General features: G+C 54.5%; 26 protein-coding genes. 5 read left to right on the forward strand and 21 right to left on the reverse strand.

Features of this window, described 5'->3' with window-relative positions; all coding sequences use genetic code 11:
* Positions 1 to 194 precede the first annotated feature (194 nt).
* From ACZF99_RS25525 to ACZF99_RS25535, 3 genes are all read right to left on the reverse strand, one after another.
* The gene (locus tag ACZF99_RS25525) at positions 195 to 1685 is read right to left on the reverse strand and encodes a protein adenylyltransferase SelO (RefSeq protein ID WP_483607673.1); all 1491 of its coding nucleotides are present in this window, start codon (positions 1683 to 1685) and stop codon (positions 195 to 197) included.
* A 62-nt stretch (positions 1686 to 1747) separates the two neighbouring features.
* Entirely contained in the window at positions 1748 to 2914 is a 1167-nt protein-coding gene (locus ACZF99_RS25530) for an MBL fold metallo-hydrolase (RefSeq protein ID WP_483607674.1), read from the reverse strand.
* An 82-nt stretch (positions 2915 to 2996) separates the two neighbouring features.
* Complete coding sequence (locus tag ACZF99_RS25535; RefSeq protein ID WP_483607675.1) at positions 2997 to 3986, reverse strand: SseB family protein; 990 nt, start codon at positions 3984 to 3986, stop codon at positions 2997 to 2999.
* 129 nt (positions 3987 to 4115) lie between these two features.
* On the opposite strand from ACZF99_RS25535, the gene ACZF99_RS25540 reads away from it, so the two are divergent.
* Positions 4116 to 5501, forward strand: a complete 1386-nt coding sequence (locus ACZF99_RS25540; RefSeq protein ID WP_483607676.1) for a helix-turn-helix domain-containing protein — start codon at positions 4116 to 4118, stop codon at positions 5499 to 5501.
* A 371-nt stretch (positions 5502 to 5872) separates the two neighbouring features.
* Here the strand turns inward: ACZF99_RS25540 and ACZF99_RS25545 are convergent, their stop codons facing one another.
* From ACZF99_RS25545 to ACZF99_RS25620, 16 genes are all read right to left on the reverse strand, one after another.
* On the reverse strand, positions 5873 to 6157 hold the full coding sequence (locus tag ACZF99_RS25545; protein ID WP_483607677.1) for a hypothetical protein: 285 nt from the start codon (positions 6155 to 6157) through the stop codon (positions 5873 to 5875).
* A gap of 20 nt (positions 6158 to 6177) precedes the next feature.
* Positions 6178 to 7542 carry a tail fiber protein gene (locus tag ACZF99_RS25550; RefSeq protein ID WP_483607678.1) on the reverse strand — a complete coding sequence of 455 codons (1365 nt, stop codon included), beginning with the start codon at positions 7540 to 7542 and terminating at the stop codon, positions 6178 to 6180.
* Positions 7542 to 7829 (reverse strand): ketopantoate hydroxymethyltransferase, encoded by a 288-nt coding sequence (locus ACZF99_RS25555; RefSeq protein WP_483607679.1) that lies wholly within the window; start codon positions 7827 to 7829, stop codon positions 7542 to 7544. Before ACZF99_RS25555 ends, ACZF99_RS25550 begins: the two co-directional genes overlap by 1 nt.
* Positions 7826 to 8413, reverse strand: coding sequence for a putative phage tail protein (locus ACZF99_RS25560; RefSeq protein ID WP_483607680.1), 588 nt, complete (start codon positions 8411 to 8413; stop codon positions 7826 to 7828). The genes ACZF99_RS25555 and ACZF99_RS25560 overlap by 4 nt, the downstream gene beginning before the upstream one ends.
* Positions 8406 to 9485 carry a baseplate J/gp47 family protein gene (locus ACZF99_RS25565; protein WP_483607681.1) on the reverse strand — a complete coding sequence of 360 codons (1080 nt, stop codon included), beginning with the start codon at positions 9483 to 9485 and terminating at the stop codon, positions 8406 to 8408. Before ACZF99_RS25565 ends, ACZF99_RS25560 begins: the two co-directional genes overlap by 8 nt.
* The gene (locus tag ACZF99_RS25570; protein WP_483607682.1) at positions 9478 to 9876 is read right to left on the reverse strand and encodes a DUF2634 domain-containing protein; all 399 of its coding nucleotides are present in this window, start codon (positions 9874 to 9876) and stop codon (positions 9478 to 9480) included. The genes ACZF99_RS25565 and ACZF99_RS25570 overlap by 8 nt, the downstream gene beginning before the upstream one ends.
* On the reverse strand, positions 9873 to 10187 hold the full coding sequence (locus tag ACZF99_RS25575) for a DUF2577 domain-containing protein (RefSeq protein WP_483607683.1): 315 nt from the start codon (positions 10185 to 10187) through the stop codon (positions 9873 to 9875). Before ACZF99_RS25575 ends, ACZF99_RS25570 begins: the two co-directional genes overlap by 4 nt.
* A 5-nt stretch (positions 10188 to 10192) precedes the next feature.
* Positions 10193 to 11149: an XkdQ/YqbQ family protein gene (locus ACZF99_RS25580; protein WP_483607684.1), complete on the reverse strand. Its 957-nt coding sequence runs from the start codon at positions 11147 to 11149 to the stop codon at positions 10193 to 10195.
* Positions 11150 to 11164: 15 nt separating this feature from the next.
* Positions 11165 to 11830 carry a LysM peptidoglycan-binding domain-containing protein gene (locus ACZF99_RS25585; protein WP_483607685.1) on the reverse strand — a complete coding sequence of 222 codons (666 nt, stop codon included), beginning with the start codon at positions 11828 to 11830 and terminating at the stop codon, positions 11165 to 11167.
* On the reverse strand, positions 11827 to 13899 hold the full coding sequence (locus ACZF99_RS25590) for a phage tail family protein (protein WP_483607686.1): 2073 nt from the start codon (positions 13897 to 13899) through the stop codon (positions 11827 to 11829). Before ACZF99_RS25590 ends, ACZF99_RS25585 begins: the two co-directional genes overlap by 4 nt.
* Before the next feature lie 192 nt (positions 13900 to 14091).
* A complete protein-coding gene (locus tag ACZF99_RS25595; protein WP_483607687.1) occupies positions 14092 to 14511 on the reverse strand; it encodes a phage tail assembly chaperone in 420 nt (139 codons plus the stop codon).
* Between the two features lie 35 nt (positions 14512 to 14546).
* Positions 14547 to 15023 carry a phage tail tube protein gene (locus ACZF99_RS25600; protein WP_483607688.1) on the reverse strand — a complete coding sequence of 159 codons (477 nt, stop codon included), beginning with the start codon at positions 15021 to 15023 and terminating at the stop codon, positions 14547 to 14549.
* 13 nt (positions 15024 to 15036) lie between these two features.
* Positions 15037 to 16365: a phage tail sheath family protein gene (locus ACZF99_RS25605; protein WP_483607689.1), complete on the reverse strand. Its 1329-nt coding sequence runs from the start codon at positions 16363 to 16365 to the stop codon at positions 15037 to 15039.
* Positions 16358 to 16564, reverse strand: coding sequence for a hypothetical protein (locus ACZF99_RS25610; RefSeq protein ID WP_483607690.1), 207 nt, complete (start codon positions 16562 to 16564; stop codon positions 16358 to 16360). The genes ACZF99_RS25605 and ACZF99_RS25610 overlap by 8 nt, the downstream gene beginning before the upstream one ends.
* Positions 16554 to 16988, reverse strand: a complete 435-nt coding sequence (locus ACZF99_RS25615) for a phage tail terminator family protein (protein WP_483612980.1) — start codon at positions 16986 to 16988, stop codon at positions 16554 to 16556. The genes ACZF99_RS25610 and ACZF99_RS25615 overlap by 11 nt, the downstream gene beginning before the upstream one ends.
* Positions 16989 to 17368: 380 nt before the next feature.
* Positions 17369 to 17539 (reverse strand): hypothetical protein, encoded by a 171-nt coding sequence (locus ACZF99_RS25620; RefSeq protein WP_483607691.1) that lies wholly within the window; start codon positions 17537 to 17539, stop codon positions 17369 to 17371.
* Positions 17540 to 17635: 96 nt separating this feature from the next.
* Here ACZF99_RS25620 and tatB point away from each other — a divergent pair, with 96 nt between their 5' ends.
* From tatB to ACZF99_RS25640, 4 genes are read left to right on the forward strand one after another with little or no spacing between them, the layout of a single operon-like run.
* Positions 17636 to 17926: a Sec-independent protein translocase protein TatB gene (gene tatB, locus ACZF99_RS25625; protein WP_483607692.1), complete on the forward strand. Its 291-nt coding sequence runs from the start codon at positions 17636 to 17638 to the stop codon at positions 17924 to 17926.
* Between the two features lie 51 nt (positions 17927 to 17977).
* On the forward strand, positions 17978 to 18157 hold the full coding sequence (tatA, locus tag ACZF99_RS25630; RefSeq protein ID WP_483607693.1) for a twin-arginine translocase TatA/TatE family subunit: 180 nt from the start codon (positions 17978 to 17980) through the stop codon (positions 18155 to 18157).
* A 52-nt stretch (positions 18158 to 18209) separates the two neighbouring features.
* Complete coding sequence (gene tatC, locus ACZF99_RS25635) at positions 18210 to 18974, forward strand: twin-arginine translocase subunit TatC (protein ID WP_483607694.1); 765 nt, start codon at positions 18210 to 18212, stop codon at positions 18972 to 18974.
* A gap of 47 nt (positions 18975 to 19021) precedes the next feature.
* Positions 19022 to 20785, forward strand: a complete 1764-nt coding sequence (locus ACZF99_RS25640) for an FAD-dependent oxidoreductase (protein WP_483607695.1) — start codon at positions 19022 to 19024, stop codon at positions 20783 to 20785.
* 188 nt (positions 20786 to 20973) lie between these two features.
* Here the strand turns inward: ACZF99_RS25640 and ACZF99_RS25645 are convergent, their stop codons facing one another.
* Together ACZF99_RS25645 and ACZF99_RS25650 are read right to left on the reverse strand one after the other, a co-directional pair.
* Complete coding sequence (locus ACZF99_RS25645; RefSeq protein WP_483607696.1) at positions 20974 to 21675, reverse strand: response regulator; 702 nt, start codon at positions 21673 to 21675, stop codon at positions 20974 to 20976.
* Between the two features lie 17 nt (positions 21676 to 21692).
* A complete protein-coding gene (locus ACZF99_RS25650) occupies positions 21693 to 23219 on the reverse strand; it encodes a sensor histidine kinase (RefSeq protein ID WP_483607697.1) in 1527 nt (508 codons plus the stop codon).
* Positions 23220 to 23330: the final 111 nt, after the last annotated feature.

A 23330-nucleotide genomic window follows, 5' to 3' on the forward strand; every position in this document is an offset into this window, starting at 1 on the left:
AGGATGTTAGCCGCATCCTCGGCTTTCTGTTTCGATTCTTGGTTTTCTTTGTAGATAACCACATCCTGCCAAACTTATACAAGGCGCAGTCGAAGGATAGGCGGTTACCGCACCCAGGTCACGATATCGTCCGGCGCCTGCCGCGACTTCTCCAGGGTTGGCGAAAAAGTCGCCGGCCCACCGGGGATTCACGATTAAGTCCCGCAAAACGTGCGGTACGGCCGATCGCAGGCCGCCGGAGGCTCGGCGTATTCCGCTTGCTCCGGCATGTGGGCGAAGGGTTGCGCCAGCGCTTCCAGCAGGCGTTCCATCACGCTGTAATCGTCCCGGTCCACGGCGGCTTCAAGCGCTTCCTCCACCCGGTGGTTGCGCGGGATAACCGCCGGGTTGCTGCGGCGCATCAACTCGCGGACCGCTTCTTGGGGCTCGCTCTGTCCAGCGAGCCGCGCCTGCCACCGCTCCAGCCAACCCGACCATTCGGAGGTGCCGGCCATCGGCGGTTCTTCCAGCCGGCCAAAGGTCAAGGCGAGGAACGTGTTGGTATAATCGGCGCGGTGCTGGTGCATCAGATCGAGCAGGTCTTTGATGAGCGTCGCGTCCTCCGCCTGTTCGCCGAACAGGCCCAGCTTCGACCTCATCCCCTGCAGCCAAGCCGCTTCAAACTGTCCGGCGAAGCCCTGCAGCGCTTCCTCCGCAAGCCGGACGGCCTGCTCCTCCTCGTCGTGCAGCAGCGGCAGCAGGCTTTCGGCGAACCGGGACAGGTTCCATACCGCGATCGGCGGCTGATTGCCGTAGGCATAGCGGCCATGACGGTCGATGGAACTGAATACGGTCGCCGGATCATAGGCGTCCATAAAGGCGCAAGGCCCATAGTCGATCGTTTCGCCGCTCAGGGCCATGTTGTCGGTATTCATCACCCCGTGGATGAACCCGACGAGCTGCCACTGGGCGATCAGGGCGGCCTGGCGCCGGATCGCCTCCCGCAACAGCGCCAGGTAGCGTCCGGACTCGCCGGTGTCGGCGAGCTCGGCCAACTGCGGGTCATGGCGCTGGATCACGTAGTCGGCGAGCGTGCGGACATCCGCCGGCTCGCCGAATTGCGCGGCGTACTGGAACGTGCCGACGCGCACGTGGCTGGCGGCGACGCGGGCGAGAATCGCCCCGCGCAAGCCTTGTTCGCGGACCACCGTCTCGCCGGTGGTCACCACCGCCAGGCTGCGGGTCGTCGGAATGCCCAGCGCGTGCATCGCCTCGCTGATGATGTACTCCCGCAGCATCGGGCCCAGCGCGGCACGCCCGTCGCCGCCGCGCGAATACGGCGTCCGGCCGGAGCCCTTGAGCTGGATGTCGAAGCGATCGCCGCCAGGCGCGATCTGCTCGCCGAGCAGCAGGGCCCGGCCGTCCCCCAGCATCGTGAAATACCCGAACTGGTGGCCCGCGTAAGCCTGGGCCAGCGGCTCCGCCCCCGGCGGCAGACGGTTGCCGGCGAAGACGGCGACGTTCTCTTCGCTTCGCAGCGCCGCGGAGTCCAAGCCGAGCTGAGCCGCGAGCGGATCGTTCAGCACGACCAGCTTCGGCGATCGGACAGGCTTTGCCTCCTGGCGCGTGAAGAAGAACTCTGGCAAACGGGCATAGGTGTTATCGAAATTCCATCCGGTTTGCGGATTTTCGTTTGATTGACTCATCGGCTTCTCCTTCGTATCGGTTGTCGGTTTATCGTCCCGGCCGGGTCTCCCGCAGGACGTAATTACTTCATCGTGCTGGACGGGCGCGTGCCGCGAAACCCGGGCGCTTTACGCGACGAGCTTGCCGTTTTCCACCAGGCCTCCGTCGGATAATCGGACGCCCCGATTCGAACGGGTTCTCCGATTTTCGGCGTCGCCAGCGGAATCCCCCGCAGCTTGGATTCCTCGGTCAGCCGACGCACCGGATCGTACCAGCTGTGCATCGCCAGCGAAAACGCCCCCCAATGGATGGGGAGCAGCACGTTCCCCCTCACGTCCAGATGGGCCCGCGCCGTTTGCTCCGGCAGCAAGTGGACATCCCACCATCGGTCGTCATATTGCCCGCATTCCATGAACGTGAGGTCGAACGGTCCGTATTTTTCGCCGATTTCCTTGAAATGGGGTCCATACCCGCTATCCCCGCTAAAATAAACCCTCGACTCCGGCGTGGCGATAACCCAGGAGCACCATAATCCCCCGTTCTGGCTGAACAGCCCCCGACCGGAAAAATGCCGCGCCGGCGTGCAAGCCAACCGAACGCCTCCGATCTCCAGCTCATCCCACCAATCGTATTCGTCAATCTGTCCGGGGGCCACTCCCCAACGTTCCAAATGGCAGCGGATGCCCAGCGGCCCAATGAACCTCCCTACCCGATCCTTCAACTGCTTAATCGTCCCGTAATCCAAATGATCGTAATGATCGTGCGACAGGATGATGGCATCGATCGGCGGGAACTCGCCCAGATTGCCGAAGGGCAGCTCGCGATTGAATCTTTTTCCGCCCCCGATCGGTGACGAAGTGATGCCAAACATCGGGTCCAACAACAGACGCGTTCCTCCCGTTTGCAGCAGCAGGGTCGAATGGCCGAACCAGATGGCTGTATCCTCCCGAATCTCTTCGATCGTTTGCCGGCTCAACTTGACCTGAGGCAGAGGCCGATCCGGCTTCAACTGAGGTTTGCGCTGCACGTATTCGCGAAGCGCCGTAATCATGCTGCCCGGTGAAGGCTTGAACATTTTCGTCTCCAAGGGATATTCGAACTTCGATCCTTTATAATTCGGCGACTGCCGGTACCGCTTCATGTCATCGGGGGACGGCTTTCCGCCAAGGGGCGGGTACAGCCTCCGAAATATAACGAATCCGACGGCAAGGAGCAATGCCAGGCAGATCAGGACAAATATCCACGTCATCAGGCGGGACCGCCTCCTCTGAACGAATGGTTTCTATCCAGGAAGGTTGTGTCAAAAGCCGGCGGTTTATGCAATAGCCAATTTACCGTCGATGGCCTCGCTCCTGGCGATAAGCCTCGATCCGCTCCCGGTTGTTCGCGTCGATACGCAGCGAGAGACCCCGGCAATTGAGGACGATGCCGTCCATGTTTCCGGATACCGCCAACAGGTCGTCGTAGGTTGCAATATTGCTGCTCCAGGCCGTTTTATCGTATACTTTCTCGAACTCCGGCCAATCCGTAAACGCCGGGAGCCAAGCCGATCCGTCCTCCGCGCTTAGCACGCCGAACTGAATGACGGCCCCTTGCTTCAACGTCTTCCTGCCTTGCTCATCCGCGGGCGAGGGATCGGATTCCTTCAACTGCATGGGCAGCAAAAACTTCGCCCGCAGGAGTTCATCGAGCATCTCGGCTTCCAGCGCGTTCAGTTCCCTTCCCCGGGCCTCCTGATCGCCTGTCGGCGCATGCAGCGTCTGGAAGAACCGGATCATTGCCCGCTGCAGCCCCGGATTCGTCACGGGTATGCTGATCTCCGGCGTGCCGGTCCAATCCGGCGGCGGCAATACGTCGTCCCGGTTCAACTCGATATGATATTGCCCGTTGTCAACGAGGATCTTCGTCAGCCCCAGGATATGAAGCTGCCCGAACGTCTTCAGCACATCCTCCCCGCCGATCGGTTTCATCTCCAGCATTAAAAGCTGCTGCCGAAAATAATCCTCCGCGTTCGCGGCATACGTCTCCTGCGAGAACATCCACACCCGGTCTTCCCCGTCCACATACGGATATCCGTTCGCCCTGTCGTACGCGAGATACAGCGCGTCGGCATTCTTTATTTTTTCGTACAGCACGCCGGTAAACCCCTTGATCCGCTCGTCCAGATACACGTCCGGAAAAGCCTCCTCCGCCTTAAACCGCTTGGCGGCATGCACCAAAAAGATCAGCTCCTGGATCTCCAGTCCGCCGAGCTCCTCCTGCGAAATCTCCGGCGTTAACAGAAATCTCCGCCCGATCTCGTCCTTCCGTTCCTCGTTCATTGGCACCGCTCCGTTTCGCTTTTGTTTGTTTCAGTATAGCTTTGTTGGTGGGGGAGGGGAAGGAGCAAAGATAATTGACCACCATTCAAAAAATGGATATTATTGAAATATTATAAAGTTCGAAGGTCGGTGGTTAGTTTGAACTCGACAGCCACGATTACTACATTACTGAACGAGTACATGAAGCGGGAGAATTTGAGTCTAAGCCAATTCGCCAAACAAATCGGTTTAAATGCCGGATCGCTGAGCTATATTTTGAGTGGAAATAGAACCATGAACTGCGAGCAACTGGACCATATCACAGAAGGTATAGGTCTCCCTAAAGGCTATTTCTATGACCAATATTACGAAGAGGTAGTAGCCCCGGCCATCCCTAACTGGCGGAGAATCAAACCTTTTATATATAGCTGTGCGGAAGTCGGCAACCTCAATTGCATCCAAAAAACCGTTCAACTCTTGTTGGACAATCTTATGTATTCCCAATTTCTTTTTGAAGTAGCGGAGGATCTTTGCAACAACGGCAACAAGGATGCGGCTATTATTCTCTACGAAAATGTGGCGCTCAGTGAAAAAAGTCAACACTCGGAACGCTTAGCCCTTTGTCATTACCGTTTATTTATGTGCAAGCTTGCGAATAACCAGGAAAAGAACTATCAGGCAGCCATTCAATTTGAGCTATTCGTCGACCGATTGGATGAATATGATCAACTGGATGCGTTAAAGGATTTGGCGAACACCTATCGCTCATTACGCCGATGGGACAAGGTTGAGGAAATGGCCGAGAAGCTTAGGGAAAAGGCGGATTTCCAGTATAATAAAAGAACAAGATTTGATACCGGTCATAAACCATCCCGTCCTCTTTTCGTCTATTTGGCATACTCCTATCTATTGTTAGGGAATGTCTATGAAAACAAAGGGGATTTTGAAAAGACCCTCCAATGTATTGGAGAATACGCTGATCTCGGTTGGGTAACAGAAAATGATGAAGAGACTCTTTTCTGGAAAGAAAAATTTCTAAATTGGGCAAAAATCAACACGATAGTAACCAGGTTAACATCAGGCGACATAAGTGTACTTCCTACTTATATGGCATATATTGAATCCAATAAGGATGAACTCTTACTCTTTCTATTAAACGTCGTTGAAACTGCCAATCGTTATAACTTTGATGTTGATAATATTCTTCAACGTTTTGATCTATCGGTAGTGACCATAGAGGATTATTCCAACAACATTTATAGCCAAAAAACGATGAGAGAGCGTTTGGCTCGCTTTTATTATGAATTAGCGTACTACACCCTTTACAAGGGTAAGTATACTGATGGTTTTACCTTCTTGATAGGTTCCTTGGAAAAATCATTACTAATAAACGAAAAAAATTGTATAATTAAGTGTGTAGGTTTGTTTGAAAATTTCAGAGAGTACTGCGATCCTGAAGCTACTATCGCCTACCAAAAACTAATAGCAGAGGTGTACAAAAATGAAAAGAAAGCTGGTAACACTGCTGTTGGCTAGTTTCACACTGTTTGTGACTTATTATCCAATAATTGTTTCATTATTAGATCATCACGGAGAGGCATAAGTGTACATAGAAAGAGGGGGGAACCCCCCCCTCCCCGTAAGGCTATTTATGCGAAGCTAAAAAATGACACGCACAATTTGTCTTTCGGCATTTTCTGAAGTTCGTTCCACGTTTACTACTCCTGTTACAACTTTTTCAAGTTATACAACTGCAGTACCTGATCGACTATATATGCCCCGGTCATAATCAATCTGACCCGACCTCGATCAGTCCACTATCTTGTGTAAATTTAATGGTTTTTAACCCACCTCTTATTTCTGCGGCGCAACAGTGATCATCATCGTCAGTTTAGCAACTGCATTTTTTAAGTTTCATTTTCCAGTTTCTTTTGTTCCAAAGCAACTTTCTCTTTCTCCAATTTCTCTTTCTTTGGCTGTAAAGCGGTATCGAATTGTTCTTTAGTTACTTGCACTGCATTAGATGGCAGATCTTCCTCATTACCATCATAGGCTAAATAAACAACCTCGGTATTGTTTTCGGTGGTGATAAATGACCCTTGAATTTTGTTTAAGTCCAATCCGCCATATGTGTACTTGATTGAAAACCCATACTGCTCCTTGAATCCTTCTATCATTTTAATAAATTTCATCTTCACCATTCCCTTTGATATTAAAGTTCAATTAGTTGCTCATAAACGCCTTTTTTCAAACTGGCACTGAAGTAACTAAAACGATAGTTTGCTGATCCATCAGCAGCTTTAAGATAAGTAGCACCCCCCAAAATTTGTATAGCTATATCTACAAGTGCGTCTTTTACTGATGGGTTAAAATCTTCGATCAATTGTCCATATACATTGTAGATTTGATATCGGTTTAGAGCAGAATATAGGACTAATATTTTCCCATTTGGAATCATATTAACACTTGCTCTACTTTCTAGTAGGTTGACGGTATGGCTACCTAAAAGAGTCCCAGTTTCGGTACAACGACGTATAGTTAAATTTGAGCCAGATTTCACAAGATAAATAATCTCTCCGGCATAAATACAAAGTAAATTAGAAGAACTAAGCGAACCAAAATTAACATCAGTCACTTTAAATGTTGATAAAAGAGAATAACTCAAAAAAGTAGTCTTATCCAATTTAATTTTTGAAACATTATTTTCGTAAGCTACCCAAAAAATTAAGTTGTCAATATCCTCTGCTGCAAAAATCATTTTCACCATTGATGCAGCCGAAGCATAATCCTTGGCGCCAGTATAGGCAATTTGCGTAAAATTTCCTTTTGTTTTAATTTGATAAATTACATAAGAGTAATCATCATCTGGTGAACTTGTTGATACGTTAATAAACACGCCCTTATTAATGTCTCGTCCCGTGTTATTGTGATTATTCTTCCATATAGGTTCAAATGCAAATCTGCCTAATAAGAGCGATTTAGGTAAAGGCATCGCAGTTACTTTTCCAGATCCATTATGATAACCCGCTGGTATCACTTGATTAGCAATGCTTGGTGTGATAGTTACTGCACCTCGGTTGGGCATAGTGCCTGTAAACGGCCCGTTTTGGTTTGATGCCGTCTTGCCTGCCAGTAAATCCCCCGCCGTCGCATTCCCGGTTGCTTTGATGATCGCCGCCGTCTTCGCAATCAACGAATCCCAACTTTCTGAAGTGGATGCCGAAATGCCTTTGGCAACAAGCGCGGCAACCACTTCCGATTTCCGCTCATTGCCAAGCTGAAAAGCCTGATCTGCCCTGGTTTGCGCCGTAGCCGCCGCGCTATTGGCCGCATTCGCCGTGTTTTGTGCTGCCGTAGCTGCATCATATGCCACCTTGACTGCTTTCGGGGTAGCTGCTAAATTCTCGTTGCTGCTGTTCGCGTTGCTGGAGAGCTGCACGATCCCCGGGGTCGTCAGACTTGCCGGCGGAACCTCAATATTGTCCACCTCGGTGCGCAGCTCGTTGATTTCCTCGCCTATGGCGTTCAGGTCTTCCGGTTTTACTGTATCCGATAACGTCCAATCCGATTTCGCCATCAGTTCTTGACCTCCTTGATTTCCACTGTCTGCAGCATCAGCGTATCCGACGGCACCGGTACGTTTACCGCGTTGCTGGAGATGACGCCGTCGGTCTCGTCCCGCAGTTCGATTTGGTGAATCACCGGCAGCTCGGCTGCCGGGATAATATAATTAAGCGCCACGGTGGAGTCGGTCACCGCTTTTTGCTGAAACTCGGTAATTTCCAGCGATCCGTTCAATACCACCTTGGCGATGCGCGAATTGACGTATTCCGCGACCTCCCGCTTAAAAGGCGCCGTAATCATAACACTTGTACCCCCGTTCCCAACGTTGCAAACGGCCTTTCCCCTAACCGCCACGAACCGTCCAGCTTGTAGTTCCAGGCGATCCCGCGCCCCGTGATATGTTCTTCCAGCCCGATCCGGTCGTACAGTGCCGTATTTTGCTGGTAGACGATATTCGCGGGTTTGACCGTTTGCACCGTGTATTGGACTTCCTTGAATACATTGGCATTTTCGATGTTCGTGGTGACGTAGAGGATAAACCGCTCCGCGTCGACCGATACGATGGTCATGCCGGGACCGACCAGGCGGTCGAGCTGCTCCTGCAGCCAGCGCACCGTAAACGGCGGTTTCGTTCGGTAGCGGTTCAAGATCCGCTGCTTGCGAAAATCCAGCGTCTCCAAGCCCGGATCCGCCTGAATCCCCAGCATCCGCTCGCGGCGCTTGATCGCCTGAACGCCGGAGGTTAACACGAACTGGTCGTCAAACAGTTGCTCCACCGCCGCCTCCAGGCTGTCCAGCTCGGCGTCTTCGGTGCGGGCGAGCTGAATGAAATCCAACACTTCCCCGTAGTAGGACGGCAAATACGGCAGCACGCGATCAGGCATGAACGGTCACCGTCCCCATTAACGGGATTTCCTCGGCGGACAGCGTCAAGTTGCCCGTCGTCCCGTTCAGCAGCGTACTCGCCACATCAATGACGCCCGGCACGTTCAACATAGCCGCTTCAATCAATGCCACGCGCACGATGACTTGCTCCGATGCCGCCCAGCCCTGCCTAAGTCCCAGCAGGTACGCGGCAATCGCCTCCTCGATCGGCCCCTGCACCTGGCCGGCGGTGCTCCCCGCGTCCAGCGTGACGGTCGTCGCCACGTTGACGGGAACACCGCTAACGCCGGCGATCGTTACCGTATGTCCGATCGGCGCCGTGCCATAGCCTTTGCCTTGGTTGGCCGTCGGGTCCACCGCCGTTTGCACCTCGGAGATCAACGCTTCCGACGGCACGTTCCAATCGGAGGCGATTACGGTGCATTTCACCGTCCCGCCGCCGTTCCAGACCGGAAACACCTTGGTCGCCCCAACGCCATCTATACCGTTGACCGTCTGCTCGTAATCGGAGACATTCCCGCCAAAAGCCGGCTCGTTGACGGTCTCATAGTAGCGCGCCCGCAGCGCATCGTCGCTTTCTTCGTCTTCGCCGGGAACGATGACGTCGGCCAGCTCCGCCCGCACCAAGCCCGGCACATAATCGATCGGCAGCAAAGCGCCGAACTGCCGGTTCCCGGCCGCCCCCGCCGTTTCGCATTCGAGTACCCACTCTCCAATGCCGATCCGGCTAACCGCCGTATAATCAAGATCGTTCAACGAGAACCGGCTGCCCTCCGCCACATCGACCGGCACGTCCTGTGCACCGTAAAATCGCCCCTTACGGCGCGCCTTCGTGGCCGGCTGCCGCTCGATGCCGAACTCGGCCGTCCGCCGAGACAAATACTCGCCGCTGGCGGTGTCGGCAAACGCCAGATTAAAGCTTGTATCGAGCTCAATGTACATTTGCGCCAGCTCCGCCGCCGCGGGGGCGAGCGCGTCGTAGATCACGCTTCCTTCCCGTTTGTCGATCGTATCCGGCACCCGCTCCAGCATGCGGGATAAAATCGCTTCATAGGTCTGATGTTCATACATTTGCATTCACCTCCATGCGGAAATCGCCGTAAATGGAGTTCACCGTAAAGCTGACGTCCGCCTCGTCGCCCTGTACGCCAATCGCAAAATCGGCCACTTCCGAGATGCGGTCGTCCTGCAGCAGCGCTTCGCGAATCCGCCTCTGCAGCTCCGAGCGGACCAAGCCGGGGCTTGCTCCAATCAGTCCTTCCCGCTCAAAGCCGTAATCGCCCGTGTAAATCAGATGGGCGAACCGCTCCGTATGCAATATTTTGTAAACCGCCTGTTTCACCGCGTCCAACCCATCCGTCATGCCGTCCATCCGCCCTTGCCGCACATCGAGCTTGTACGTGCGGCCCGGCATCGCCACGGGGACCGTATCCGGCAACAGGCTCGCTCCCTGAGGAATCATCCGCTCACCACCTTGTCCCACACGACGTATTTCTGGCCGCCCTGCATGCGCAGCAGCAGCACGTTATCGCCGGCCGCCAGACCCTCGCGGATAACCGCCTTCGGGGCCGACGGCCCGGCGACTTCCGGCGGCCAATCCAACTCATAACGGGTCAGGTGGGCGGGGACCACCAAAAAATCCCGATCGATCGTAAAGCGCTGGTCGACTAGGATTTCAAGCGGAGCCGTATTCGTTACTTTGCCGAACAGCACGGCCACCGGGCTTGCGGCATCGACCGCCCCGGCGCCGAGCTGGCGGATTCTGTTCGCCAACCCCATCAAATCACCTTCAAATCTATGGAAATGGTATAATCCCCCCCACGAAATTGGTGGGAGCATTCGTCGATCAAAAAGTACTGGTCGATGCCCAGCGCGCCGATCTTCACCGCCACGTAACAGCCCGCCCGCACCTGCGGCTGGCCGAGCGCCTCCAGCTTCAGCCGCTTGGTTTCCCGATTTCTCAGCTTCTGAAGCTGATCCAGCAGTTTGCCGATCTGCGCGGCATTCTGGTTGTCGTCGACCTTGTCGTAATAAATGAGCCGGCCCCATTTGGCGATCGCCGCTTCATCCTTAGCCATATAAACATCGCGGTGCCCCGTAGTTTTGTTGTCTTGCACCAGCTTGAACTGGTTGTACGTGTCGCTGTCGATGCTTTGTTCAAACGAGTAGCCGTGAAGCAGGCTGTCGTCGCCGAGCTGCAGATCGAGCCGCATTTCCTCGGCGGCGTCGCGCACCGCCAGCGCCCCGAATTCATCGTAAAAGTTGTATATTTTCCCCGTATGGATCAACGTATGGTCAAACGCCTCCGAAATGAGATCCAGCAGCTTCTTCCCGTCCCCCACCAATGCGGGAATGACATACTTCGTATCGGCGATATGCCCCCATTTAAGGCCGACATCGCCGGCAATCCGTTTCACGACCGCGGCGGCGGTGATATTTTTGAACACGTACGTATCTTTGGCGTTCAAATAACGGATCTGGTCGTAGCACTTGACGGAGATTTCTTCGCCCTGTCCGCGATTCACGGTAAACACGTACCCGTAAAAAAGCGGACGATCCTCCCATTTGGCCCAAACGACATTGCCGTTCGCGGCCGTAATATTCGGGACGGCGACCATTCGGAAATCCAAACTGCTTGGCTGGGCGGCGCGAGAGGTTTTCCAGGTGGCCTCCGTCACCAGGCCGGAAATGTCCCACACGGTGCCCAGCTTATCGTCAAGCCAAATCTGCAGCAAGCGATTCACCTCTTCTCATGGCAGCTTCAACACCTTGCCCACCGGCAGCCGGCGCAGCTCGCTGTCTTGAATACCGTTGAGCTTCTGAATTTCCTTGTATCTGGCGCCGTTGCCCAGCACTTTTTGCGCGACCTTCCACAGGCTGTCGCCGGACACCAACGTATATGTCTTCGGCTGAACCCGGGGGTCGGGCCGGGTCGGAACGCCGCCCGCCGCGGCCTTGCCGCTCCCCTTCTGCCCGGTGAGTACTTTTTGCGGCGTGTAGTAACGGTATTCCTTCAATTTAAGGTCATAGCTGATATCGCCCACGGCCCCGCCCGATTCCGAGTATGTGAAGCTCTCGATGCTGACCGGTAAATTCAGATTGAGCGTTGAGCCGGTAAATACGAGATGCAGCGGCTTTTGATAGGAGAGCCAGCGTTCAATCGATTCATAATAATGGATCGGCTCCTGAAAAGACTCGGCTGCCCGCTCGCCGGCATATAGCGGTTGGGCCGGAAAAATCCCGGAAAACGAAATCTCCACCAGCTTGTGCCCCGTGAGCACATGGATTTCGCCAAGCCGGGAAATTTCGTACGTCTTGCTGTTCCCCGCTTGCGACACTTCGATTTTCTCCGGCAACACAGGAAAAAGAATGCTTTCTTCCCGATTGTTATAGAAAAGCTCCAACGAATAACTCATGCGTACACCCCCGCTGCGCTGGTGGCAATTTCCTCTTCCAGCATCTGCTCGATCTGCGTAACGATGCTGTGGATATCCGCTTCTTTGGCAACCGGCCCGGTGTTTACGGTGACGGTCGGCGTCAGCGTCGTAAAGTTCTGGATTGCCGTTACTTCCGCCAGTTCCCGCATCATCTTGAGATCCTCCGAGGAAATATCCACGGTTTCATTGATGCGATCCACGCTGCCGACATTCCCGACGCTGCCGATATTGGCGACATTCGCCCCTTGCCCCGCGGCCGATGTCATATTTTTACCCGGCGTCTTGCCGAAGCCGGACTTGGCTGAGTTCAGATTATTCGCCATCTTGTCGAACCCCTTCGCCCCGACGTCACGGCCATGATTAAAAGCACTGGCTACGTTTTTATATTCCATCCTGCCCAGACTAAAGACCTTGTCGGACTTGTCCGGAGGTTTTAAGCCGTCCAACTTACTTTTAAGCTTGTCGCTGAGCGCATGGATATTGGTCTCGTCAAACAGCTCCATTTGCTTTACATTCGTGCCAAACAGATTATTGAATCCTTCGATCAACTTGTTGATGCCTTTTAAAGCCCCGTTGATCGCTTGAAGGATCACGCTCATGAACCCGCCGGCAAAATCTTCGGCGGAACGCAGCATGTTGTACATATACCCGCCGAACGTCATCGCCAAATCGTAAATCAGCTTTTGGATGGCATAAACCGGGTCGATGAACAGATTCAACAAAAACTCCACGAAGCTGACCAGCAAGTTGTAGAGTAACGCGACCTGGTTGTGCAAATAGGCAAACAAGCCGTAAAACAGGCCAACGACAAACCCGACGATCTCCTGGGCGGACACCCCGAATTTCATCAGGACGGCCACGAGTATCCCGATCACGGCAATGATCAGCAGCACCGGCCAATAGGCGGCAAGCCAAGCGATCCCCTGTGCCACGATCGGCGCGACCATCGACCAGAGAAGCACCCCCATCAGAGCCAAGCCAGCGCCGATCCCGAGAAGGATCATGTTGGCAGAAGACCCGTTTGCGGTCAGCATCTCGAAAAACGAAGCCGCCCCTTGAACCAAGTCGCTTAAAAAAGTCCCCACGATGCTTAGCCCCGCTCCCAAGCCGCTGATGAAGTTTTTGAACGCATCGCTGTTGAAAACCGCAAGCATGGCGTCAAACATCGGACCGAGGGCGTTCAGGCCTTGACGGCCTATGGAACCGAGTTGGAAGTTCAAGGTGTCCACCGCCCGCTTCCACTTCACCGCCGGCGAGTCCATCATCGACTCCAAAGCGGCCTGCGTCATCTGCTGTTTGTTCAACAGCCCGTCCATCGCCGCGATCATTCCGCTTACGTCTCCCTGCTTAACCGCCGCTTGGACCGCGCCGTTATCCAACGCGGCTGCAGGAATCTGATAGTCCGAGCTTAAAGCCTTCGTATCGCCGGACAGCATTTGCGAAAGCGCGCCGGTCGCTCCCTCAAGACCCTTCCCGGGGTTTAGCTGCGAAAGCCGCATCGCCAGCAGGTTCAGCTTCTCCAACTGCGCGGGATCGGTCGTTTTCGTCATAAACTGCTGGGTGCCGGCCAGGGCGGCGTTGACGTTCTGCCCATACTTCAAGGCCTGGGCCGCCGTCCGGTCGAAAATCTGCTGACCCGCCGCCGGGCTTCCGGCCCGCAATGAAATTTGATCCAGCGCGGTTTGCTGCTTGGCTCCATCGCCGAGGATGCTACCGAGAAACGACTTGCCCGTTGCCGCAACTTTCTTCAAATCAATGTTCTTCAATGCCTGAACAAATTTGTTGCTCTTCTTGGCGGACTCATCCGCCGCTTGATTAAATTCTCGCTGGGCTTTCGTCGCCAGCATGATCTCCCGATGCGCCTGCATTTCGGAGGATATGACTTGCTGGATGGCCTTTACGAACGCCTGCATCGCCAATGCGCCGCGGTTCATCGCTTGCTCGGAGGCGTTCCAAACGGTGACCGTCCGCTCGGTCTGCTGAATGACTTGGGGAAGCATATTGCTCATCCCGTCGTACGCTTTGAGCATGGATGTTGCACTTGCCAAGGCTTCACCTTCTTTCCCGGCAGGAAATTCACTTTTTCTTCGCCGCTTTTTTCTCGGTTTTGATGATCTCTTGAATCATCGCAATGAGCGCCGCTTTTTGCTTCAGGCCCAGTGCGGCAAAATCCCACGGCATCAAGTTGAAGCGATTCAGAGCAAAGAGGGCGCAGACCGTTTCGCCGTCGCCCTCGTCGATCAGTTTTTTACTTCATCCGCCAGTTCGTTGACGCTTTTGTCGAAACCGTTAATTTCCTGCACCTTCTGCACGAGGGTGGCGTACTCGCCGGGGAGCAGCATTTTGCGGAGACATTGGTCCGCGCCCATCACCTGGTAGGATTGCTGAAGCTCGGCGTTTTTCAAATCCGGGAACACGACGCTGGCGACCGCCAGCTTGGCCAGATATTCGTCGGTGTTCGTCTCGAAGCTGACCATCCCTTTGTCCTTGACTTTGCGCTGGCAGGATTTGCGGATTGCCTCGTTCTCCTCCTCGGTCATGCTGCGGAGCCGCCATGGCACCGGCGCGCCTTGCTCGTCCTTAAAACGCTCGGACACGACGACTTCCTCCACCAGGCCGGCGGCGGCATTTTGCGCAAAAAAAGCAGATAAAGAGCTCATTCGTGAATCTCCTCCTGTTTCGGTTATTTATTGGATTAGTTGGTCGGCGCGACCGTATTAAACGATTCGATAATGTCGTAGTCCTCGAACGTAAACGGGATTTCCTCGTCGAGCATATCGTCGGCGGTGGCGTCGAATTTGGCGGCGATGATACTGTCGATGTTGCAGCCCCGCAGGAACACGGTTTGTTTGCCCGCGCCGCTGCCCGGCTGCTCGTTCGTAATCATCAGGTCGAACCAGAAATCGGTCCCGTTCTTCACGTAGTCCTTCATCAGATTGCGGAAAACCGAGGAAACGTAATAAATCGTCAGCGTGCCCGTGCCTTTCCAGCCGGCCGACCGCTGCGGCGTGCTCGTTCTGCCCAACGTCGGGACGTCCACCTTCGTCTTCTCGATCGTCGATTCCAGCGTTTTGGCGTAGAACAATTCCTCCGTCCGCCCGTTGACTTTCATGAACGCCTTGGCTTGTTTCCCGCTAACTGCATCTTTCACATTAAAAAAAGAACCTGCCATCGCTTCGTCCTCCTTAGTTGACCGTGACGGTCATGTAGATTTTTTCGATGCTGTCCACCGGCTGCACGTTCAGGTTGATGACGACGGCATCCCCGTCGATGCCGGGCAGCACTTCGAGATCGCTCTCCGCGTCAAAGTTCTGGATCGCCCCGATGCCCTGCAGGCCGTCCAGGTAGCTGAGCACCTCGCCTTTCAGCAAATTGCGGCCGTCCGCGTGATTGCCGATTTTCCCGATGTAGCTTGCCGTGAACGTGCGCTGAATGTCGCGCGCAATTGTGTCGAGCACCCGCACGACACGGTTTTTGCTGAAGTGCTTGGCTTTATCGGCCGTGAACGTAGTCAGCGTATTGATATCCTGCTGGATTTGCACCTTGCCGTTGGCTGCCGTCAGCACCAGTTCGCCGTTTTGCAGCGCCCGGATCATCTCGCTGTACGTGAATTTCGGCGATACATCGACCGCATTCGGAATTTCCGCATAGGTGAGCGATTCATTGATGGCCGCCGCCGCTTCCATCGCGGCGATTTCCCACAGCAGGTAAATCGGCTCCACCGTCAACCCGTCCTTCGTCACGACGCCGTTCTTCAGACTGATGACCCCTTCGTAGTCGGCTTGCGGGTAGTTATAGAGGACGGTGACGATCTTCTTGCCCTCCTGCTCACGCAGACGTTTCGTGTAGGCCACGGCCAACTGCTTCAGCGCCGCATCGTCGCTCGGCAAGCCCAGCACGTCGAACTCTTCCGCCTCCAAGACCGTCAATGCCTCGGTCCAGTCGCCGATGCCGCCGGTGCCTTCCTTGCCGCCTGCCAGCATCGTTCCCGCCGTTTCGGTCAGCTCGCCGCTGCCCGCGAATGTGACGAAGTCGTTACTCGCAAGTTCCTCGGCTGTGCCGACGGTTTGCGCGTCCACTTCTTCGCCTTCCAGCAGCGTGCGCACTTCGTAGGCGTTCGGCAGATCCACGCTGGCCTGTACGATGATCTGCAGGTCGTTGCCGCGCGTCCCGCCGTATTTGGCGGTCGCCGTCAAATTGCCGATCGCGGCGGTCGCTTGTACGGAACCCTTCGCGCCCAACCGGTAGATCAGCACCTTACTGGCGTGCGCCATCGCCGCTCCGATATGGCGAATTCGCGCGTCAGCCGCATGATAACCCAATAACTTCAGGGCGTTTTGCAAAAAGGATTCCGCCTCCAGCTTGATCACGCCGCCGGGGCCCCAAGGCAGCGGCGCCGGGAAAGCCGCCACCCCGCGCTCGCCGACCGTGCTTGCCGCACGGGGCGCCGATTTGAAATTGATGTACGTACCCGGAGATACTTTGTTTTGCGTTGTCCATGTGCCGTTAGCCATGTTCCTTCACTCCTCTTCGAATAAATGATTGTACCGCCTGCTCGGCCTGAGCCACCGTATAGAACGCCCCGTCCGCCAACGCGACGTGCAAAATGTCCTTCTCCACGCCATTGAAACGTTTGGCCGCGAGCAGTTGCGCCTTGGAAAACGTCCGTTCCGCCGGTTTTGCCGGCTTGTCCGCTTTCTTCTTAAACCCCATGCTTGATCTCCCCCTCCTGCCGGAGCGTCCCCATCTTCACCACTTCGCCGGCCGGCGACCAGACGATCTGGGTGAACGTCAGATCCAGGTGCAGCGTGCCGCCCTCCTTCCATTCGGCGCTCATGCCCGCTCCGGGGGTCAGCCCTGTGTCCGACGCGAAGTCGGCGAACAGTTCATAGAGCTGCTCCGCCATGTCATAAGCCGCCTCCCGCCGGCTTTCGCCGGAAGGGACAAACTGCACGCCGAGCGAATACGTCCGCTTGAAGCGGCGATTCAGCTCGCGGACCTGCTCCGACTTCGACAGCTCCACGAACAAGCTCGGCGCCGGCAAGGGTTCCGAGCTCCGCTCGGTGTAAACCGGCAGCTCCGGAAACCGGGCCGTGAGCGCGGCAGCCACGCGCCGCACCACGTCATTCAAGGTCATCTGCGTCAATTTCTCACCTGCCTTTGCTTGCTTTTGCTTTTCCCGCCCTTGTTCCAGGGACCACCCGACCGTCTCTTTTTTCGGCGAACCTCCGCTTGCCCACTGTTCGCACGCCCTTCCTCTATAGCGCCTACCTGGTTTCTTCAACCCATGCAAGGGGCCCGTCCGAAGCGATGACTGGCTGTAGGGTTCCTGAAACCGTCGAGAAAAAAGCAGGGCCGCGAAAGTCTCATTCACGGCTCTGCTTATGGATGAAGTTTTATCTTCTTCGACACTATCATTGTATCTCGGTTCGGCGGCCGCCATCGGCCTATATGCGGACAAGAGGAGGACAGTTAGCGGACAGGTATGCGGGGAGCAAAAAAGACTTTACTTAGGGCTCAACCCGAAAAACGGTGCTTCCTTTCAGCCATCCATAATTCAGAGATACTTAACTTTTCTAAAATAGCGCCATTTTCTTCCGCTATAGGTTCGCTTAGGTTTTTCAACGAAAATGCACTCTTCCCAACAATTTCACTGACCGCGGTCACTAATTCATTGAATAATGGCATCGATAGCTTTATAATGATGCTGTTTATATTAAATCCTTGGTTGTGAAAATTTTCACCACATTTCTTGTGAGGCTAGGGATGAAAGGAGGAACGCCAATGCCTAGAATTGGAATGAGCGAACTGTTGGTGATCCTGGTGATTGCTCTCATCGTCTTCGGGCCGTCGCGGCTGCCGGCGCTGGGGAGAATGCTGGGCCGAACGACGGGTAAGCTTAAGTCCTACGCCGGCACAATCACAGAGGAGCTGGAACAGTTGGACAAGGCTGCCGAAACGGGAGCTACGACCCAATCCACTCCATCGATGGCCACTGCAGCGGATCATGCACCCTCGTCCCCAGCAGCAAGCGCGGGAAAGGACGAGCAGGAACCCGGATCGCAGACGGCATAAGATAGGGCGTAGGAATGCCAAGAGGTGGTTGCTTGAAAGGAGGTGAACGTCATGGGGAAAATCGGCACGATGGAAATCATCATCATCGCTTCCATCGCCTTGCTCGTATTTGGTCCTACCAAACTGCCTCAGCTCGGCAAAGCGGTGGGCAAAACGATATCCAATTTCAAGCGGGGCGTAGCGGACTCCGGATTGGACGAAGCGAAAGAACCACAAGAGAACAATGCCTAAGCGCTTTGAGTCAGCGGTGCGTAATAAGCAAGGTAGAAAGGAAGGGCTGATTGTGAACCCCACTGATCCGGGCGAGGAGCAGCAGGAGACGATGTCGTTGGTCGAGCATCTCGGCGAGCTGCGTAAGCGACTCATCGTCGTAGTGATTTTTTTCCTGATCGCAACGCTTGTAAGCTTTCAGTTCGTCAACGGGATGGCCGACAAGCTGATGGAGCTGGGCAAAGAATATCGCTTCGTGTACCTGTCTCCGTCCGAGCTGTTCATGCAATTCATATGGCTGTCCGTGATCGCCGCGATCGTCCTGACGGCGCCGGTGATTCTGTACGAGCTATGGAAATTTATCTGTCCGGGATTAAAGAAACGGGAGAAAACCGCGATAGGCATGGCTTTGTTTACCGGCTTCTTCTTCTTCATCGCAGGGGCAGTATTCTCCTATTTTGTCATCATTCCCGTCATGCTGCGTTTTTTTATCAGTTCGTCAGCCGGCCTAAGGGTTGAACCGATGATATCCATCGCCAATTATATCGGATTTATCACCTCCAACATGCTGACCTTTGGACTGATTTTCGAGATGCCGGTGCTGGTCATGGCCTTAACTCAAATTGGGCTGCTGCAGCCAAAATGGCTCGCCAAGAATCGCGGAACCGTCATCGTGGTCATCTTTATACTCGCTGCGATCATTACGCCGCCCGACGCCATTTCGCTTACCATCGTGGCTGTGCCTATGGTTTTGCTGTATGAACTCAGTATCACGCTGGGACGAATCCTGCAGCGGGGCAAGCGGCAACGACAGATCGCGGAGACCGAAGCGGTTTAACGAGAAAGTTCATGCATTATTCCTGAGAGAAGCGAAAGGAGCAGAATATGGATTATCAAGAACAAGACCAACTCGATCACAATAACCAAATGGAACCCAAGAACGGCAAAACGGCAAAACCACGCAAAGGTGTAACGCGGCGGGACTTCATTAAAGGCGCGGCTGCAGGTGCGATGGGCCTTGCCACAATGGGCGTATTAAGCGCCTGCTTCGGAGGCAAGGAAGACAAAGCGGCGCCGCAAAACACGGACGCCAACAGTGCTGCAAGCGGCAGCGCAGAAGGAAGCAGCAAAATTGTCGTTGGCAACGCAGGCGGAGGCACGCCGGCCTGGATGACGCCGCCGGATCCGATTCCGTCCAGCAAAATCGTGAAAACACTCGACACGGAAGTGCTGGTTCTTGGTGCCGGTTACGCCGGCGTGGCCACGGCTTGCTCCGCGGCGGAGCGCGGCGTTAAAGTCACCGTTGTGGAGAAGAGCGCCCGTTGGAACGGTCGGGGCGGCGGCTCCGGCGTAGCCGATTCGCGGCTGATGCGGAAAATGGGACTGTCCATCGACAAAGAAGCCGCCCAAGCGGAATGGATCCGCACCTGCGGCAGCCGCGTTAATGAAGCGTTGGTTTCGTTATTCTTCAATCGCTCCGGCGATGCTATGGACTGGCTGCTGGATAAAGCAGAAGCCGACAATGCCATGGTCATGATCTGGGGCGGCTATTCCAAGAGCAAAATGTATCCCGACGAGCCCGGTTACCATATGATCATGGGCGGGGATCATGTTGCCGAGGGCGATTTTGCCTCCGTCGCTTTGTTATACAACGATTCCGTCAAAGCGGGCGCCGAATACGTCTTTAATGCGCCGGCCAAGCAGTTGGTTAAGGAAGGGGACAAAGTCGTAGGGGCCATTATCGAGACATCGGAGGGTTATGTGCGTTATAACGCCTCCAAAGGCGTGGTCATTGCGACAGGCGACATTGCCGCCGACCCGGATATGGTCGCTTACTATGCTCCAATCGCCCAGAAAGCCGTGGAGTCCCAATACACGCCGGTGGGTGTCAATACAGGAGACGGCCATAAGATGGGGCTTTGGGTAGGCGCCGAAATGCAGGACGGACCGTTCCCGACCATGATCCATCCGCAAGCTTATGCCTGGTTCCACGGGCCATTCATGTTCGTAAACAACGACGGCAAACGATTCTTTAACGAGGCAACCTGGGTTCAGGCCAAATCTTTGAACATCATGGCACAGAAATGCGGCAACGTAGCCTACTCTATATTCGATGCCAATTGGTTGCAGGATCTGGTGAAGGGACTTCCCGAAGGCGGGGGGATGTTCTGGGACAGCTTCCGGCCAGTCGGCGCCGAATTCGATACGAAGGAGCAGCAGAACACCCTTGATGGGTATATCAAGCAAGGACTTGCCTTCAAGGCCGACAGCTTGGAAGAGCTAGCCGATAAGATTGGGGTAAATAAGGAGAACTTCCTGGCGGAAGTAAAACACTATAACGAGCTTTGCGCAGCCGGCAAGGATACGGACTTCTATAAAGATTCCATCTTCCTGACCTCAGTGCAAAAAGCGCCCTTCTATGCCACAAAGGTTGGACCGGCCCTGTTATCCATTGTTGGCGGATTATCCGTTAACGACAAGCTGCAATGCCTGAATAAAGACGGAAATCCGATCGAAGGTCTATACGCGGTAGGCAATGCGTCCGGCAGCGCCTACGCCGTCGACTACCCGATCAACATTCCCGGCAACTCCCACGGCCGTTGCTTAACCTGGGGTTACGTGCTGGGCGAGCAGTTTGCCGCTCTCTAACACCTAAAACCTAGAACCAAATCCCTTAAGAGCAGGATGGCTTGGCAGAGCCGTCCTGCTTCTTTTTGTCGGCAAAGGCGCTAACAGAACCGATCCATCTTCACTTTAAACGATTTCTGACAAGGGATCAAATGAACCGGACGGGTCGCAAAAATGTGAACCGGGCAAGTAAACGCGAATGCGCCCTCCTATTCCTTCTTCCCTCTCCGCTGCGCCAAAATCTGCGGGATGTGCAGCTCGCGCAGGATGGGCACGATCTCCTGAACGCTGGTTTTCCCGAACTTCTTCAGGATGCTGTTGATCTGCGATTTGAGCGTCGAGGTCTCGACGTGCCGCAGCTTGCAGATTTCCTGGCGCGTGTAGCCCTTCATCAGGAGCTCCAGCACTTCCAGTTCCGTCGAGGTCAGCTGCGACAGAATATAAAAGTTGTGAAGCAGGCTGTCTTCGGTCTTCTTGATGCGCTGGAACTCGCGAGTGATTTTCCCCGCAATGTTGGCGTGGAGGGAGGGACGATCTTCGTACGCATCCTTGATCGCTTGCAAAATTGCGTCGGCGGGCATGTTCTTGAGCAAGTAGTTGGTAGCCCCGAGCTCGAAGGCGCGAAACACGGCTTCGTCCGTATCCATAACCGTCAACATCACCACTTTGACCTCCGGCATGTAATTTAGGATTTCCTCGGTCGCCCGAAGTCCCGCCTGCTTGTCTTCCAGCTCGATATCCATCAAGATTACGTCCGGCTTGTTCAACGCGGCCAGCATCGTGCCTTCATATCCGCTCGATGCGCTGCCCACGCATTCGAAGTCCTTATCCTTCGACAAGATCATCCGATACCGCTTGGCGATCAATGGATCATCCTCCACAATCAACACTTTGATTGCCGGTCTACTCATGTCGTTCCTCCTCTCCTTCAGCTTTTGGCTACCGACAGCAGCGGCAGAACGATTCGGAACGTACTGCCCTCGCCCGGCCGGCTCTCCGCATGGATTTTCCCGCCGTGGGCGGTAATGATCGAATGGCTGATGGACAACCCCATCCCCCAGTTGGTGGCCGTCGGTTTGGAGGAATAGAACGGCTTGAAGATTTGCCGCACCTGCTCCTCCGTCATGCCCGCCCCGTTATCCGAAATGGTTAGTTCCAGCCATTTGTTCCTCACGATCATTTCGATCGTCAGTCGTCTCGCCTTGTCGGGCACGTACTCCAGCGCATCCGCAGCATTGGACACGATATTTCCTATCGCTTGCGACAGATAATAGGGATCGGCCATAATCACGGGTTGCTTCACAGGCGGAGCATACCCCACCTGAATCTGCTTCAATTCGGACTGCATCTCTAGCAGCAGCTTGTCCAACAGCTCGGTCAAGGCGACCGGCTGCAGCTCGATTTTTGATTTCAGCGTTTGCTGGTGCACGGAATCCAGACGCTCATATACCTTGCGGCAGCGCTGCTCGATCACGCGGACTTCCGCGACCGCCTCGGGCGACTGCGTAAGCATGTTCTCCAGAAATTCAGCTTGCGCCATGATTGCCAGCAGCTCGTTTTTCATGTAATGGCTGAATACGCGGGAGGTCATCAGGGCGGAATCGATATTGGTGGAAATGACCGACTCCTGGTTTTTGATGCTGTTCTGGATGCGCGTATATTGATAGATACCGTACAAGCTGATCAGCAGGCACAGTCCCGCAATATAGGGAAGCAGCGTGTAGATGGACGGGTTCCCGACCAGGTTGATCGGCTTGTAGTGCACGAAATGAGCTGCCTTGGACACTTTGACGAGCACGTCCGGGGCCCAGTAGTTGATGTAATAATACGTCACCTGGACGGAGACGTAAGAAATCAGGATCATCGCGATATTGCTGCGGATTTGCCGTACTTTCGGCGCGTCGTATAGGGCATAAACCAGCAGCACGATACCAGCCGCAAGGTATAACGTGTTCAAGATGAAAGTAAATGCATGCAGCGTCTCGTACATCGACACGATGGCTTGGGAGCTCATGATCTCGGGATACAGCTTATAGTACAGGTTCGCGTAAAAAGAAGGATCGTATACGATCACCTGGATCAAACAAGGCACCGCCAGCCCCGCCAACAGCCATACCCCTCGCTGCAAATGCACGTGGAAGGCGAAATAGATCGCCGAGCACAAGCTTGCGTACACGAACACAACCGTAGAGAGATTCAGCAAGCGGATCAGGCTGAGTCGGGAAATCGGCAAAAACATAAATTGGTTCTGCAAATCGCGGCTGATGCCGAAGTAGTCTTCCAGGCTATAGTAATAGTACGCATCCTTGGACATGTATATAATGAGGCAGGAGACAACGACCAAATAGGAGAAGCCCATGAGCAGCATAAATAACGTGGCCTTGGTATAGCGCTGCTGTATCAGGCAGAAGACGGCGATGGCGATGAAGAGTATGAATACCAGGAAAATGAACAAAGCTTGTCCCCTCCCTCTTCGAAGTACTTCATTGTAGTCCAAGGCCCTCCGAATGTAAAGGTTGAAATTTCGTACAACCGTAGGGGCCCGGGCTGCGTTGGAGTACGCGGG

This window comes from Paenibacillus sp. JL3B1040, from assembly GCF_057063165.1.